At 43.4% G+C, this 15,295-nt stretch carries 14 protein-coding genes; 8 read left to right on the forward strand and 6 right to left on the reverse strand.

Annotated features, from left to right (window positions below):
* The first annotated feature begins 85 nt into the window (after positions 1-85).
* On the forward strand, positions 86-1,375 hold the full coding sequence (locus K08M4_RS10595; RefSeq protein WP_004734217.1) for a citrate synthase: 1,290 nt from the start codon (positions 86-88) through the stop codon (positions 1,373-1,375).
* 229 nt (positions 1,376-1,604) lie between these two features.
* Here K08M4_RS10595 and K08M4_RS10600 read toward each other — a convergent pair whose 3' ends face one another.
* The gene (locus tag K08M4_RS10600) at positions 1,605-2,363 is read right to left on the reverse strand and encodes a Nif3-like dinuclear metal center hexameric protein (protein ID WP_086049830.1); all 759 of its coding nucleotides are present in this window, start codon (positions 2,361-2,363) and stop codon (positions 1,605-1,607) included.
* Positions 2,364-2,513: 150 nt separating this feature from the next.
* Here K08M4_RS10600 and K08M4_RS10605 point away from each other — a divergent pair, with 150 nt between their 5' ends.
* The gene (locus K08M4_RS10605; protein WP_086050426.1) at positions 2,514-3,272 is read left to right on the forward strand and encodes a DUF1853 family protein; all 759 of its coding nucleotides are present in this window, start codon (positions 2,514-2,516) and stop codon (positions 3,270-3,272) included.
* 124 nt (positions 3,273-3,396) lie between these two features.
* On the opposite strand, the gene pgm is transcribed toward K08M4_RS10605, so the two are convergent.
* Both pgm and seqA read right to left on the reverse strand, forming a co-directional pair.
* Positions 3,397-5,043, reverse strand: a complete 1,647-nt coding sequence (pgm, locus tag K08M4_RS10610; RefSeq protein ID WP_086049831.1) for a phosphoglucomutase (alpha-D-glucose-1,6-bisphosphate-dependent) — start codon at positions 5,041-5,043, stop codon at positions 3,397-3,399.
* 89 nt (positions 5,044-5,132) lie between these two features.
* Complete coding sequence (seqA, locus tag K08M4_RS10615) at positions 5,133-5,672, reverse strand: replication initiation negative regulator SeqA (RefSeq protein WP_086049832.1); 540 nt, start codon at positions 5,670-5,672, stop codon at positions 5,133-5,135.
* Between the two features lie 93 nt (positions 5,673-5,765).
* On the opposite strand from seqA, the gene K08M4_RS10620 reads away from it, so the two are divergent.
* The 3 genes from K08M4_RS10620 (at position 5,766) to fldA (ending at position 7,445) form a co-directional block, all read left to right on the forward strand.
* Positions 5,766-6,527: an alpha/beta fold hydrolase gene (locus K08M4_RS10620; protein WP_086049833.1), complete on the forward strand. Its 762-nt coding sequence runs from the start codon at positions 5,766-5,768 to the stop codon at positions 6,525-6,527.
* Positions 6,528-6,635: 108 nt separating this feature from the next.
* Complete coding sequence (locus K08M4_RS10625) at positions 6,636-6,854, forward strand: DUF2788 domain-containing protein (protein WP_009847328.1); 219 nt, start codon at positions 6,636-6,638, stop codon at positions 6,852-6,854.
* A gap of 57 nt (positions 6,855-6,911) precedes the next feature.
* Positions 6,912-7,445 (forward strand): flavodoxin FldA, encoded by a 534-nt coding sequence (gene fldA / locus K08M4_RS10630; RefSeq protein ID WP_009847329.1) that lies wholly within the window; start codon positions 6,912-6,914, stop codon positions 7,443-7,445.
* Positions 7,446-7,541: 96 nt separating this feature from the next.
* Here the strand turns inward: fldA and K08M4_RS10635 are convergent, their stop codons facing one another.
* Positions 7,542-8,048, reverse strand: a complete 507-nt coding sequence (locus K08M4_RS10635; RefSeq protein WP_086049834.1) for a DUF4442 domain-containing protein — start codon at positions 8,046-8,048, stop codon at positions 7,542-7,544.
* A 208-nt stretch (positions 8,049-8,256) separates the two neighbouring features.
* On the opposite strand from K08M4_RS10635, the gene fcrX reads away from it, so the two are divergent.
* On the forward strand, positions 8,257-8,706 hold the full coding sequence (gene fcrX, locus K08M4_RS10640) for a ferric iron uptake transcriptional regulator FcrX (RefSeq protein ID WP_004734226.1): 450 nt from the start codon (positions 8,257-8,259) through the stop codon (positions 8,704-8,706).
* 196 nt (positions 8,707-8,902) lie between these two features.
* Here fcrX and glnS read toward each other — a convergent pair whose 3' ends face one another.
* Positions 8,903-10,570, reverse strand: a complete 1,668-nt coding sequence (glnS, locus tag K08M4_RS10645; RefSeq protein ID WP_086049835.1) for a glutamine--tRNA ligase — start codon at positions 10,568-10,570, stop codon at positions 8,903-8,905.
* 302 nt (positions 10,571-10,872) lie between these two features.
* Complete coding sequence (nagE, locus tag K08M4_RS10650; RefSeq protein ID WP_086049836.1) at positions 10,873-12,420, reverse strand: N-acetylglucosamine-specific PTS transporter subunit IIBC; 1,548 nt, start codon at positions 12,418-12,420, stop codon at positions 10,873-10,875.
* A gap of 475 nt (positions 12,421-12,895) precedes the next feature.
* On the opposite strand from nagE, the gene nagA reads away from it, so the two are divergent.
* Together nagA and nagC are read left to right on the forward strand one after the other, a co-directional pair.
* Entirely contained in the window at positions 12,896-14,032 is a 1,137-nt protein-coding gene (nagA, locus tag K08M4_RS10655) for an N-acetylglucosamine-6-phosphate deacetylase (protein WP_017100869.1), read from the forward strand.
* A gap of 2 nt (positions 14,033-14,034) precedes the next feature.
* Positions 14,035-15,249 (forward strand): DNA-binding transcriptional regulator NagC, encoded by a 1,215-nt coding sequence (nagC, locus tag K08M4_RS10660; RefSeq protein WP_086049837.1) that lies wholly within the window; start codon positions 14,035-14,037, stop codon positions 15,247-15,249.
* Positions 15,250-15,295 lie beyond the last annotated feature (46 nt).

A 15,295-nucleotide genomic window follows, 5' to 3' on the forward strand; every position in this document is an offset into this window, starting at 1 on the left:
GAAAAATTGACTTTCTGACGTAAGACCAGTAAAAAAATGGCACATAAACATCCTGGACGGATTAATAATAACAAAGGAGATTGTTATGGCGGATAAGAAAGCTACCCTTCATATTGAAGGTCAAGCGCCGATCGAATTGCCGATTACAGAAGGTGTACTTGGTACTCCAGTCATCGACGTTCGTACACTGGGTTCTAATGGTTTTTTCACTTTTGATCCTGGTTTTCTTGCCACTGCATCTTGTGAATCGCAAATCACTTATATTGACGGTGGAAAAGGTATCCTTCTACACCGTGGTTATCCAATTGATCAACTGGCCAATAATGCTGATTACTTAGAAGTTTGTTACATTCTTTTATACGGCGAAGCTCCTTCTCGAGCTCAATACGAAGAATTTAAGACAACGGTTACACGTCACACCATGGTTCACGAGCAAATCGCTAGTTTCTTCCACGGCTTCCGTCGCGACGCTCACCCTATGGCTGTTATGTGTGGCGTGGTAGGTGCGCTTGCGGCGTTCTATCATGATTCATTAGATGTTAATAACGACACACACCGTGAAATTGCGGCATATCGCCTAATTTCTAAGATGCCGACACTGGCTGCAATGTGTTACAAATATTCTATCGGTCAACCGTTTATCTACCCGCGCAATGACCTAGGCTACGCAGAAAACTTCCTACACATGATGTATGCAAATCCATGTGAAGAATATGAAGTAAACCCTGTTGTTGCTCGCGCAATGGACAAAATCTTTACGTTACACGCAGATCACGAACAAAATGCTTCAACGTCAACAGTTCGTCTAGCTGGTTCTTCAGGTGCAAACCCATTTGCTTGTATTGCAGCTGGTATCGCTTCTTTGTGGGGTCCTGCTCACGGCGGTGCTAACGAAGCTTGTCTAATGATGCTGGAAGAGATCGGCAGCGTAGACAACATTGAAGAATACGTTGCAAAAGCAAAAGACAAAGATGACCCATTCCGCCTAATGGGCTTCGGTCACCGTGTTTACAAGAACTACGATCCACGTGCAACGGTAATGCGCGAAGCGTGCCACGAAGTACTTAAAGAACTGAACATTCAAGATCCACTACTTGACGTAGCAATGGAACTTGAGCGCATAGCTCTTTCTGATGAGTACTTTGTATCGAAGAAACTATACCCGAACGTAGATTTCTACTCAGGTATCATTCTGAAAGCGATTGGCATTCCTGTATCAATGTTCACAGTAATCTTTGCGATGTCTCGTACTATCGGTTGGATTGCACACTGGAACGAAATGCACAGCGATCCGACGAACCGTATCGGTCGTCCTCGTCAGTTGTACACTGGTGAAGAGCAGCGTGATTTCCAAGCTCTACACGAGCGCGAATAGTAAAGTTTAAACTTTTCTAATCGATTGAAATCAAAAAGGGTTGATGTATTAACATCAACCCTTTTCTTTTATATGCTCTCAACTCCGTCATCCTCAAGAGTGAGGGACTAGCGAGTTGGGGATCTCACTAATTGTATCGGCAAGCTTTTAGGGATTCCCGACTCCTTCCTTCGTCAGTCTAGGGAATGACGCATACACTCGACTCGTATCCCTCATCTCGTATCTGTTCTTATACCGGATTATCGATATCAATAAACTCAACATCCAAACCATGCTCCTTCGCTAGCCACTCACCTAATGCCTTCACACCGTATCGCTCAGTCGCATGGTGCCCTGCAGCAAAGTAATGGATATCTTGCTCACGTGCTGAATAAGTTGTGCGCTCTGAAATCTCACCAGAGATAAATGCATCAATGCCTTGAGAAGCCGCTAACTCAATGTAGTCTTGACCACCACCAGTACACCAACCGACAGTCGTAATCATTTTGTTTTGGTTTTCTGGAGCAATATGCAGTGGCTTACGATTCAGAACTTGGTCGATTTTTTCTGCGAACTCTGCACCTGTCATTGGCGCACTCAACTTGCCAAACATCGCAACCGATTGTGGATGCCCTTCCAGACCGCCTTCGACTTCGATATCAAGTAACTCCGCCAGTTTCGCGTTGTTGCCCAGCTCAGGATGGATATCAAGCGGCAAGTGATAACCTAAAAGGTTAATATCATTTTTAATCAGAGTACGAATGCGCTTGCCCTTCATGCCACGAATCGCTTCTGACTCACCTTTCCAGAAAAAACCATGATGTACGAGCAAAGCGTCTGCATTCAGCTCTACAGCTCTGTCAATCAAGGCTTGAGAAGCTGTCACACCAGTAACGATACGCTTTACTTCTGGCGCACCTTCAACCTGCAAGCCATTCGGGCAGTAATCTTTAATCTGCTGTGGCTGCAGTTTTTCGTTAAGTAGCTTTTCTAATTGTAAGTTATTCATTTTTCTTTCCAGCTTAACTTTATAATAACGTCGTTATATCAATTTACGGGTAGAATGTCGAAAGCCCCAGGGTTATGTTTATATAGAGCTACGTTTATGAAAAACGGATCTGTTGATGAAAAGCAGATGATTGAAGTTTATGAGGAACCGATGACAGCACTGCAACGTTTTTACCAATGGGTCATCGACTCACCGCCATTACTGGAAATCAAACCACCCGTTTCCGATCTTGGTGCATTCTTAAGCACCCATGCCATCGACTCATCACACACTTATAACGGAAACCCAAGGTTAGGTTTCCTCTACCAGCATCTATGTGAACAAGTCATTGAAGCCTCACCTGATTATTCGGTCAAGTACGATGAGATTCAAATTAATGTTGAAGGTAGAACGCTAGGTGCTATCGACTTTATTCTCGAAAAAGAGAGCAACCAAAAGCTACAACATTGGGAAGTGGCGATTAAATTTTATCTTCTCCATGAACAGACATGGTTTGGCCCTAACTCGCATGACCAATTAGATAAGAAGTTAAACAGGATGCTCACCCACCAGCTGGGTATGTCGTCTTCAACTGCCTTTGTTGAACAATATCCAGAGATCGATGTCGACTCAAAACACCTCCTCATGCAAGGTCGTCTATATACAAACCCTTTCTTTGAGCAAAACGTACCGACAAAATGCTTGGGCTACGATATTAACCCGAGCCAAGTAAACGGCTATTGGTGCTACCAAAATCAGGCCCATTTAATTACTGAAGTGCTCTACCCTCTCACCAAAGAACAATGGGCGGCTGGCACTGATGATTTTAGCGATGAACCTATCACCGAGTTTGGTGATCGCTTTGTTCATGGGCAAACCAAATCAGGGCAATTTTGGTTTGTGATGCCACAAAGCTGGCCACACGGCTAATCCATTCAGCCATTGAGTTGATTTAGTCTTAGGCCATTTACTCACAGACAAACAAAAAAAGGGCTGATGCTTTCACATCAACCCTTTCACTGTTTATTTTATGACTCTACTAATCTGTATTCGATTATAGGCCAGCAGCTGCAAATACTTGATTAACAATCTCTTGAGCTTCTGCTTCGATTGCTTTCAGGTGCTCTTCACCTTTAAAGCTTTCACAGTAGATCTTATAGATATCTTCAGTTCCTGATGGACGAGCAGCAAACCAACCGTTTTCAGTCGTCACTTTTAGGCCGCCAATTGCAGCACCATTACCTGGAGCATGCGTTAAGCGAGCAGTAATCACATCGCCAGCAAGTGTTTCAGCCGAAACCATCTCTGGAGATAGCTTCTTCAGCACGTCTTTTTGTGCACCATTCGCTACCGCTTGAATACGGTTGTACTTAGATTCGCCATGTTTAGCAGCGAGCTCTTCGTAGTATTCTTGTGGATTCTTACCCGTTACTGCTGTGATCTCAGCCGCAAGTAGGCAAAGAATGAGGCCATCTTTATCTGTTGACCAAGGCGTTCCGTCTTTACGTAAGAAAGATGCACCCGCACTCTCTTCGCCACCGAAACCAAACTGACCGTTGTATAAGCCATCAACGAACCATTTGAAACCAACTGGCACTTCACAAAGTTCGCGACCTAAGTCAGCAACAACACGGTCAATCAATGCACTTGATACCAATGTTTTACCAACAGCAACGTCTTTACCCCAACCTTCACGGTTGCGATATAGATAATCAATACACACTGCTAGGAAGTGGTTTGGATTCATCAAGCCTTTTGGCGTAACAATGCCGTGGCGATCGTAATCAGGGTCGTTACCAAACGCTAGTTGATAGTCATCTTTAAGCGCCAGTAAGCCTGCCATTGCGTACGGAGAAGAACAATCCATACGAACAACACCATCTTTGTCTAGAGACATAAATTGGAACGAAGGATCAACCGCTTCACTTACCAAAGTAAGATCTAGGTTGTACGCTTTACCAATTTGACGCCAGTAATCGATACCACTACCACCCAGTGGATCAACACCAATTTTGATGTTTGCTTTCTGGATCGCTTCCATATCAACCACATTAACCAAGTCAGCAACGTAAGGAGCAACTAAATCAACTTCTTTCACTAGCTCAGACTGTTTAGCCTGTGCGATAGGAGTGCGCTTAACACCTTGCATTTGCTCGGCAATGATAACATTCGCACGATCTTCAATCGCTTGAGTTAGCTCAGCTTCAGCAGGGCCACCGTGTGTTGGGTTGTATTTAATACCACCGTCTTGTGGTGGGTTATGCGAAGGCGTGATAACAATGCCGTCGGCTTTTTTGTCATTCACTAGGTTATGCGTAAGAATCGCGTGTGAGATACCAGGTGTTGGTGTAAAGCCATTGTTTTCTTGAACGATAACTTCAACGCCGTTTGCAACTAGCACTTCAATAACTGTAGAGAAAGCAGGCTCAGATAGAGCGTGAGTATCTTTACCTAAAAAAAGTGGACCAGTAGTACCTTGATCGGCACGAACTTCAGCCACCGCTTGTGCGATTGCTAGAATGTGGTTTTCATTAAATGTTGATTTGTCTGCTGTACCGCGGTGACCTGAAGTACCGAACAGTACTTTGTGATCTGGGTTAGTAGCATCCGGTTGCTGTAAGAAATAGTTTGCAACTAAAGCCGGGATATTATGAAGATCTTCCTGCTGAGCTTTCTGCCCGGCACGAGGGTGCATAGCCATTATCGACATCCTTATATAAAATTTAAAAACAAAAAAACCCCATAATATCTTCTTAGCCATGGATATTATGAGGTTTAAATCAGATTTCGTTAAATTGAACCTGTTACTTTTTCTATCAATTCTGCCTGGAAACTCATGCGACTCATAAGCTGCTCAACCATCTGTCTTTTACGGCTTGTGTTGTTATTCGTAATAACCCAAAAAGGACTTTGTGGAATAGCTTTAGGCTTAGTTGTGTTGCCGTTTGCTAACAACGTCGCTTCGTTGTCTGCAAAGTAAACACGCTTACGGCCTTTTACTTGAGTTGCTTCTGAAAAGCTTAAAGGGTCGATTTTATGCAGTGTTGATAACACAAGCATGAAACGATCAATGGCTTTCTTTAGTGATGCAAACTCATCTGATATTAGTAGTGAGCGCATTTCTTTAACGCCATCGAACTTCTCTGGAGTAAAGCCTACCTCTTTGCTAACAACGATACCTTTTGGCTCAACGATCTCTTCGATCGGAGCCGTGCCTTGGTTATCAACCAGTAACAAGCGGCGCAGAATATCTGAAGCGCTTTCGCCAATACGTTCTGTCTGACCCGCAATAAAACGGTATAGGTCCTCATCAACCTCAATTGTTTTCATTCGCTTTTCACAATCTCAATGTTTAAACTCTGGGGGATTATAGCGAGATCCGCGCGGATACTCTACGTCAAACCCACCATGAATAAGATAAAAATGTCAGTACAGCTCAACTATAAAATTGAAGGTGAGGGTCACACCATTGTTTTGATCCATGGATTATTCGGTAATTTGGACAACCTTGGCTTGCTGGCTAGGGATCTAAAAGCCGATCATCAAGTACTTAGCATCGATCTACGCAACCACGGGCAATCTTTCCATAGTGACACTCATAATTATCAAGCTATGGCAAAAGATGTGGCTCAACTGCTGAATGATCTTGAGTTAGACGGTGTTACTGTGATTGGTCACTCGATGGGTGGCAAAGTGGCGATGGCACTGACGCAACATCTTGCGCTGCACAAATTGATTGTCTTGGATATGGCGCCTGTCGCGTACACTCAAAGTCGACACGACAACGTATTCGCAGGCCTACAAGCTGTGGTAGAAGAAAAACCGACCTCACGCTCAGAGGCGCTTAAAATCCTCGCAAAACATATCGAGATTGATGGGGTTCGCCAGTTCTTAACTAAATCTTTGTTCAAATCAGAGCAAGGTATCATGGAATGGCGTTTCAACGTTGCCTCGCTATTAAGCAACTATCCACAAATTATTGGTTGGGAACCAATCGAGAAAACCTCGGTCAAAACCTTGCTAATCAAGGGTGGTGCCTCAGATTATCTGACAGCTGAGCATCAAACCGCCGTTCAACAGCAATTTTCCAACGTAAAGGCACATGTTATCGCCAATACTGGACATTGGCTACACGCGGAAAAGCCCGCTGAAGTGCTCCGTGCAATAAGAAAATTCATCGCTTAGATAGGTTAATTTGTCGATATAAATGAGAGCTGTGTAATCACAGCAGATTAACTTTATCCCACAACAGTGATATAGTGCGCCCAAGCAAATTTGGTATATAAGGTTCCCATGCTTTACGACTACATGAACATCATTGAATCTGTTGGTTTAGATCTTCTGTTTGCCGCGATTTTCTTTCTAATCGGAATGGCAATTAAAGACGTTCTAAAGCAGGGAAATGTTCCTGCATTTGGTCGTCGTATCGTATGGTTAGTACTTTTCCTTGGCTGCGCAGGTTTTATCGCAAAAGGGATAATCCAACTAAGCTGGGAAGGAACTGGAATCTAACGATTTCCTCCGAACTTTATTACACCGACAACAGACAAAATGAAAGGTAATGATTCTATGGCAAGTGTAGGTCTCTTCTTTGGTAGTGATACAGGTAACACTGAAGCTGTTGCTAAGATGATTCAAAAGCAATTGGGCAAGCAGCTCGTTCAAGTTCAAGACATTGCAAAAAGCAGCAAAGAAGATATCGATAACTTCGATCTGCTGCTGCTTGGTATCCCTACGTGGTACTACGGCGAAGCACAATGTGATTGGGATGACTTTTTCCCTGAGCTAGAAGCTATTGATTTCTCAACTAAGCTTGTTGCTATTTTTGGTTGTGGCGACCAAGAAGATTACGCAGAATACTTCTGCGATGCTATGGGTACTATCCGTGATATCGTTGAAGCGAAAGGCGGTACTATCCTAGGTCACACGTCGACTGAAGGCTACGAGTTCGAAGCATCGAAAGGTTTAGTTGAAGGTGACGACAGCCAATTCGTTGGTCTATGTATCGATGAAGACCGTCAACCAGAGCTGACTGATGAGCGTGTATCTAACTGGGTTAAACAAATCCACGAAGAGATGTGCCTAGCAGAGCTAGAAGACTAATTCATTAGCGGTTGTTAATTGTTACAATTAATGACAGTTATGTAGATATGAAAAAACCTCCTTATGGGAGGTTTTTTGCAATTCAATGTTTATCAATCAACACTCAGCTTCTAATGCTTCGTCATCATCTCTAAATTGTGGCTTCTTTCTCACATACAGGGTTCTCTGAATTTCCGAAACCACATTCCCCTGCTTATCTTTAACGTGGATGATAAATTCGGGGAAACACTTCTCACCAAGCTGTGTCTGACGGTAGATATCCTCAAGTTGCCCTTGGCTTATCTCAAAATCTGCATACAAGTCGGATTGACCCGGCTTGATAAAGTTAATACTCGCCTCTTTATCCCAAACATAATACCGCTCACCTAAAATCCCCATTAACATCAATGAATAAACGGGATCGGTAAGAGAAAAGATACTGCCGCCATATTGAGTACGATTGGCGTTCTTATTCCACCAACGTAACTTAAGTACCGTCTTAACAACCCTAAAATCAGCGCTAATGTGAGCTATCTTAATCCCGGCCCCCCAGAAAGGTGGCCAAATATTGAGAGCAAATTTTACAATGTTAGGTTTATATATTTTTGCGAGTTGCTTATTCATAACAACAATCCATGTTCATATCAAAAAATACCGCCACCTTTACTGGTCGTACCTCCACTATAAGTGAGATACTTCTAATTTACAAAACAGATTGTGATGTCAGTGAGTAACCCTTTGAAGTTCGTGGTTTATTGTTATGCCTGACTAAACTATAATGGTATTAATATTGAATTCTGTTAATTGCTGCAGATCATCAACAGGAAAGTATATGTCAGACAATAATCAAGCGCTAAAAGATGCTGGTCTTAAAGTGACCCTCCCACGGCTCAAAATTTTAGAAGTATTACAACAACCAGACTGCCAACATATTAGTGCTGAAGATTTATATAAAAAGCTGATCGACTTAGGTGAAGAGATTGGTCTTGCGACCGTTTATCGCGTACTGAACCAATTCGATGATGCAGGCATTGTAACTCGTCACCACTTTGAAGGTGGTAAGTCTGTATTTGAACTTTCAACACAGCATCACCACGATCACCTAGTATGTTTAGACTGCGGTGAAGTTATCGAATTCTCTGATGATCTTATCGAAGAAAGACAAAAAGAAATCGCTCAACGCTACAATGTACAGCTAACTAACCACAGTTTGTATCTGTATGGTAAAAGCATCACTGGGGATTGCAAAGGCAACCCAGACGCACATAAAGCGAAGAAGTAACACAAAACGCTGGCCTAGGCCGGCGTTTTTATTAGGGCTGACACTGTATTAAGAATCACAGTAGCTTGGTCCACAATTTGTTATTTTATCCAGATACAAAAAACCGGCTCTAGGCCGGTTTTTTATTAAGTACATCTTGAGAAACTAAGCTTTGAGATACAGAGCTAAGAAAAACAAAACTGAGAAAACTGAGCCATTAAGCTTCGGTTTTACCCCAAGTGTCACGTAGGCCAACCGTGCGGTTGAATACTAGCGCGTCTGCATTAGAGTCTTTCGAATCCACACAGAAGTAGCCTGTACGTTCAAACTGGTACGCTTGTTCTGCAACACCTTCTACTAGGCTAGGTTCAACAAAACCATTTAGCGTAACAAGTGATTCAGGGTTTAGCGTTGCAGCGAAGTCATCAGCAGCAGCTGGGTTTGGCACTGTGAATAGACGATCGTACAAACGAATCTCAGCAGGCAGTGCTTTATCAGCCGATACCCAATGGATAACGCCTTTCACTTTACGGCCATCTGCAGGGTTCTTACCGAGTGTTTCGTTGTCGTAAGAACAGAAGATAGTCGTAATATTGCCTTCTGCATCTTTTTCGATACGTTCAGCTTTGATCACGTAAGCGCCACGTAGACGAACTTCTTTACCTAGAACCAAACGCTTGTACTTTTTGTTTGCTTCTTCACGGAAGTCGTCACGCTCAATCCAAACTTCACGTGTAAATGGAACTTCACGAGTCCCCATTTCTGGCTTGTTCGGGTGGTTTGCCACTGTCAGTGTTTCTACTGTATCAGCGTCGTAGTTTTCAATCACGACCTTGATAGGGTCAAGAACAGCCATTGCACGAGGTGCATTTTCGTTCAGATCATCACGGATACAAGATTCAAGTGAGCCGAACTCAATCATGTTCTCTTGCTTAGTCACACCAATACGTTTACAGAATTCGCGAATCGAACTTGAAGTGAAGCCACGACGACGCAAACCAGAGATTGTTGGCATACGTGGATCATCCCAACCTTCAACTAGGTTTTCAACCACAAGTTGGTTCAGCTTACGCTTCGACATTACCGTGTATTCAAGATTCAGACGGCTAAACTCGTACTGACGAGGTTGGCAATCAATCGTGATGTTATCTAGAACCCAATCGTACAAACGACGGTTATCTTGGAATTCAAGCGTACAGATAGAGTGCGTAATACCTTCCAGTGCATCAGAAATACAGTGAGTGAAGTCGTACATTGGGTAAATGCACCACTTATCAGCCGTTTGATGGTGGTGAGCAAAACGAACACGGTAGATAACAGGATCGCGCATAACCATGAATGAAGAGCTCATGTCGATCTTAGCACGTAGACATGCTTTACCTTCTTCAAAGCCACCGTCACGCATTTTTTCAAACAACGCTAGGTTCTCTTCAGGGCTACGGTCACGGTATGGGCTCGCTTTACCTGGCTCTTTTAGCGTGCCACGGTACTCACGGATTTGATCAGGACTTAGCTCGTCAACATACGCTAAGCCTTTATTAATTAATTCCACAGCATAAGCGTAAAGCGTATCGAAGTAGTTTGATGAGTAACAAATATCACCAGACCATTCGAAGCCTAACCAGCTTACATCATTCTTAATTGACTCAACGTATTCAACGTCTTCTTTTTCAGGGTTTGTATCATCGAAACGAAGATTACATTGTCCCTGGTAGTCCTGAGCAATACCAAAGTTCAAGCAAATAGATTTAGCGTGACCAATGTGCAGGTAGCCATTTGGCTCCGGCGGGAAACGAGTATGCACGCTACTGTGTGTACCATCCGCTAAATCTTTATCAATAATTTGGCGAATGAAATTCGATGGACGAGCCTCAGCTTCACTCATCTATAGCACCTCTATGTATTTAGTATTGTCAGAGAAAGTTATCTTTCGTCTCCAAGAAAACGGCCACTTATAGCGCTAGTCTAAGATAGAAAGATCATTGTTGCTAATCATCCACAATTCTTAGCCTTTGCACAATAAGAACCGTCCGTTAATTGCGATTATTTCTGCTATTCGATGAAGAATAGAACGAACCGTGTTCGTTGCCCCTAAACCGTAGGCACAAAAAAGCCTCCCGTGTGGGAGGCTTTCAATTTGAAACTTACTTAAGAGTAATTATACCTCTTATTTAAGCACTTCCGTTACTATGGAAGTTTTACATCAGATAGGTCTTCACCTGCACCGATAGCTTTCATTTCGCCAGCTACGATTTCAGCTAGTGGGCCTAGGATAACCTGTAGGTTGTTCTCACCTAGTTTAACCACACCTTTAGCGCCAAGCTTCTTCAGAACAACTTCATCAGCGATAGAGCGGTCTTTAAGAGTTAGACGTAGACGAGTGATACAAGCGTCGATTGAAGTTAGGTTGTCGTGACCACCTAGAGCTTTCAGGTATTGACGTGCAACGTCACCTTTTGGTGCGTCGCCAGCAGGAGCTGCTACAGCTTCGTCATCATCTTCACGACCTGGCGATTTCAAGTTGAAAGCGCGGATTGCGAAAGAGAAAGTGAAGAAGTATAGAGCACCGAAGCCAAGACCGATTAGTAGTAGTACGAATGGTTTAGTTGCTAGACCCCAGTTCAATACGAAGTCGATAAGACCAGCAGAGAAACCGAAACCGTGCAGAGTACCAAACATGTTTGCAACTACTAGAGACAGACCTGTAAATACAGCGTGCATTGCGTATAGAGCAGGAGCTAGGAATACGAACATGAATTCTAGCGGCTCTGTGATACCTGTTAGGAATGAACAGAATGCAACTGAGAACAGTGCGCCACCAACTTGGCTACGTTTTTCAGCAGGTGCAGCTAGGTACATTGCAAGTGCAGCACCTGGTAGACCGAACATCATTACAGGGAAGAAACCGTTCATGAATACGCCAGCGCCTTTATCGCCACCGAAGAAACGGTGTAGGTCGCCAGATTTAACTGTTTCAGTTACTTCTTTAACAGTTGCAACAATTTCCGGGTTAACTGAGTTAGCAAATTCAAATGTGTACTCTTGACCAACAACTAGAGTTTTAGCTAGTGCAGGGTCAACACAAAGTTGAGAGAAGCCTTCTGCAGCAACTACGATCTCTTGACAAGATCCCATGCCGAACCAGAAGTACGAGTTCAGTACATGGTGTAGACCTACTGGGATAAGTGCACGGTTAAGAGTACCGTAAACGAATTGACCGATAGCGCCAGACGTTGAAACTGCGTGAGCCAGTGCATCTAGACCAGATTGAACAGCAGGCCATACAACACCAAAGATTGCGCCAGCAACTAGAGCAAACAGACCAGCCATAATAGGAACTAGACGTTTGCCAGAGAAGAATGCTAGCCACTCTGGAAGACGAGTCGCGTGGAATGCATTGTAAGAGTGACCTGCGATGATACCTGCAAAGATACCGCCGAAGAATGACATATTTACACTAGCATCGATGTTTGTTGCTGTTGCAGTCAGAACAAAGTAAGCAACTGCACCAGCAAGACCTGCTGCGCCGTTACCGTCTTTAGAAAGACCAATAGCTATACCCAAACCAAACAACAATGGTAGTTGGCTGAAGATTGCGTTACCAGCAGATGCCATGAATGCGATATCGAGTAAGTCTGGTTGACCCAGACGTAGCAGCAATGCCGCAATCGGTAGCGTTGCGATAGGCAGCATTAACGCCTTACCTAGCTTCTGTGCGTATCCTAGAATATTCACCAGTTGTATCCCCCTATAGGATTTTTTAAAATTCATTTGAGAAACTTATTTTAGTCGCTCAATTTAGTCCTATTCAGTGTATTCAATTAATTTTGCCCCGCAAATTAAAACCTTACCATTTGTGATCCTAATCACCAGTTTTTACCAAATCCAGAGGTTTTTGCTAGCGAGATCATAAAACTTATTTTATCATTCAAAAAAATGAGCGTTTATAGATAAAATTCAAATCTAATCATTAGGCAAAAACATGATATTCCTAACTTTAGATTACCCTATGAATAATCATTAACAATGAACCTAAATGTATAATAAAGACCAATTGTTTATATGTTTTTCAACAACTTAAATAGCTTTCCATTTTTAAGCCGTTCGCCCATAAAAGATAAATCGTTACGTAAATGATGCTCGCAAACTAAGTCCACATTTAGGTAACGAACAAATTTAAAAGATCTCACGAAATAAGGATTAGCTGACTATGTACGCGCTAAGTAACTGTAAAATTTACACTGGTAGTGATGTTCTAACCGATCATGCCGTCGTAATAGAAAATGAACTGATCAAAAAAGTCTGTCCTATCTCTGAATTGCCAGAAGGAATCGAGGTTCGCGATCTAAACGGAGCAAACCTAAGCCCGGGTTTCATTGACCTACAACTGAATGGTTGTGGCGGTGTAATGCTTAACGATGAGATCACGGCAGAAACAATGCAGATCATGCACGAAGCAAACCTTAAATCAGGCTGTACAAGTTTCTTGCCAACGCTAATCACCTCTTCAGACGAAGATATGCGTGCCGTTATCACTGCAGCTCGCGAATACCACAACCAATACCAAAACCAATCTCTAGGTCTGCACCTTGAAGGTCCATACCTAAACGTTGCGAAAAAAGGTATTCACAGCGTCGATCACATTCGTAAATCTGACAGCGAAATGATTGAACTGATTTGCGAGAACAGTGATCTTGTTGCAAAAGTAACATTGGCTCCAGAGCTTAATGATCCAGAACATATCGAACGCCTACACAAAGCTGGCGTTGTCGTTTCTATCGGCCACACAAACGCGACTTACGCAGAAGCTCGCCAAAGTTTCGAATCTGGTATCACTTTCGCCACTCACCTATTCAATGCAATGACCCCTATGGTCGGTCGTGAACCTGGCGTTGTTGGCGCGATTTACGACACGCCAGAAGTTTATGCGGGTATCATCGCCGACGGCTTCCACGTTGACTACGCAAACATCCGAATTGCGCACAAAATCAAGGGAGAAAAGTTAGTATTAGTGACGGATGCCACAGCTCCTGCAGGTGCTGACATGGAATACTTTATTTTTGTCGGTAAGAAAGTATATTACCGAGATGGTAAGTGTGTTGATGAAAACGGCACACTGGGCGGCTCGGCTCTGACTATGATTGAAGCAGTTCAGAATACAGTTGAGCACGCTGGTATCGCTTTAGACGAAGCTCTTCGCATGGCTACACTATACCCAGCTGCGGCTATCGGTGTAGAAAGCAAGCTAGGTCGAATCAAAAAAGGCATGGTTGCAAACCTAGCTGTATTTGACCGAGACTTTAACGTTAAAGCGACTGTTGTTAATGGACAATACGAGCACAATTAAGTATGAATGGCGGACAAATAGGTAACGTAGACTTAGTTAAACAACTAAACAGTGCGGCGGTATACAGACTAATAGATCAGCAAGGGCCTATCAGTCGTATACAAGTGGCTGATGTAAGCCAACTCGCACCGGCAAGTGTTACAAAAATTACCCGCCAACTTTTGGAGCGCGGCCTCATTAAAGAGGTTGCGCAACAAGCGTCTACTGGCGGTAGACGCGCGATATCCCTAACCACAGAAGTCGACCCTTTTCATTCTGTCGCTGTACGTTTAGGTAGAGACTATATTCAAATAAGTCTTCATGACCTTGGTGGTCGTGAATTAGCTTTCCAACAGCAAGACCTGAATTATTCAGACCAATCAGACCTGACCCAAGGTTTGGTCAATAACTTGAAGGCCTTCATTGCTGAGCACCAACCAAAGATCGATCAACTGATTGCTATTGGCGTTACTCTTCCTGGCTTGGTTAACCCAACGACCGGTGTCGTTGAATACATGCCAAACACGGACATCGATAACCTCGCATTGAGCGACATTATTCGCGACACTTTCCATGTGGCTTGTTTCGTCGGCAATGACGTTAGAGGAATGGCGCTTGCTGAGCACTACTTCGGTGCAAGTAAAGACAGCCAAGATTCTATTTTGGTCAGTGTTCACCGTGGTACCGGTGCTGGTATTATCGTTAATGGTCAGGTTTTCTTAGGCCATAACCGTAACGTGGGAGAAATTGGTCATATCCAAATTGATCCGCTAGGTGAACAATGCCAATGTGGTAACTTCGGTTGTCTTGAAACCGTAGCGGCAAACCCTGCCATTGTTGATCGAGTACAGAAGCTCATTAAGCAAGGCTATGAATCCTCTTTAACGGAACTTGAACATATTACGATTCAAGATGTTTGTGACCACGCAATCAATGGCGATGAACTCGCGAAGCAAAGCTTAGTTCGAGTAGGGAACCAGTTAGGTAAGGCTATCGCGATGACGATCAACCTATTTAACCCTCAGAAAGTTATCATTGCTGGTGATATTACCAAGGCACAAGAGATTGTTTTCCCTGCAATTAAGCGCAATGTAGAGAATCAGTCGTTAACGGCTTTCCATAGCGGCCTGCCTATTGTAGCATCACAGATCGATAAACATCCTACGATGGGAGCCTTTGCCATGATTAAGCGCGCCATGCTCAACGGTGTGTTACTTCAAAAGCTTCTTGAAGACTAAAGAAAACAATTCTGATTTTCCGCGGGCCGTGTTTGTATAAACACGG

The organism is Vibrio syngnathi, from assembly GCF_002119525.1.
In the GTDB taxonomy this organism is placed as follows: Bacteria; Pseudomonadota; Gammaproteobacteria; order Enterobacterales; family Vibrionaceae; genus Vibrio; species Vibrio syngnathi.

Coding starts and splice junctions, on each gene's coding strand:
- K08M4_RS10595 (WP_004734217.1), top strand. CDS start 86: ATGGCGGATAAGAAAGCTACCCTTCATATTGAAGGTCAAGCGCCGATC.
- K08M4_RS10600 (WP_086049830.1), bottom strand. CDS start 2,363: ATGAATAACTTACAATTAGAAAAGCTACTTAACGAAAAACTGCAGCCA.
- K08M4_RS10605 (WP_086050426.1), top strand. CDS start 2,514: ATGACAGCACTGCAACGTTTTTACCAATGGGTCATCGACTCACCGCCA.
- pgm (WP_086049831.1), bottom strand. CDS start 5,043: ATGGCTATGCACCCTCGTGCCGGGCAGAAAGCTCAGCAGGAAGATCTT.
- seqA (WP_086049832.1), bottom strand. CDS start 5,672: ATGAAAACAATTGAGGTTGATGAGGACCTATACCGTTTTATTGCGGGT.
- K08M4_RS10620 (WP_086049833.1), top strand. CDS start 5,766: ATGTCAGTACAGCTCAACTATAAAATTGAAGGTGAGGGTCACACCATT.
- K08M4_RS10625 (WP_009847328.1), top strand. CDS start 6,636: ATGCTTTACGACTACATGAACATCATTGAATCTGTTGGTTTAGATCTT.
- fldA (WP_009847329.1), top strand. CDS start 6,912: ATGGCAAGTGTAGGTCTCTTCTTTGGTAGTGATACAGGTAACACTGAA.
- K08M4_RS10635 (WP_086049834.1), bottom strand. CDS start 8,048: ATGAATAAGCAACTCGCAAAAATATATAAACCTAACATTGTAAAATTT.
- fcrX (WP_004734226.1), top strand. CDS start 8,257: ATGTCAGACAATAATCAAGCGCTAAAAGATGCTGGTCTTAAAGTGACC.
- glnS (WP_086049835.1), bottom strand. CDS start 10,570: ATGAGTGAAGCTGAGGCTCGTCCATCGAATTTCATTCGCCAAATTATT.
- nagA (WP_017100869.1), top strand. CDS start 12,896: ATGTACGCGCTAAGTAACTGTAAAATTTACACTGGTAGTGATGTTCTA.
- nagC (WP_086049837.1), top strand. CDS start 14,035: ATGAATGGCGGACAAATAGGTAACGTAGACTTAGTTAAACAACTAAAC.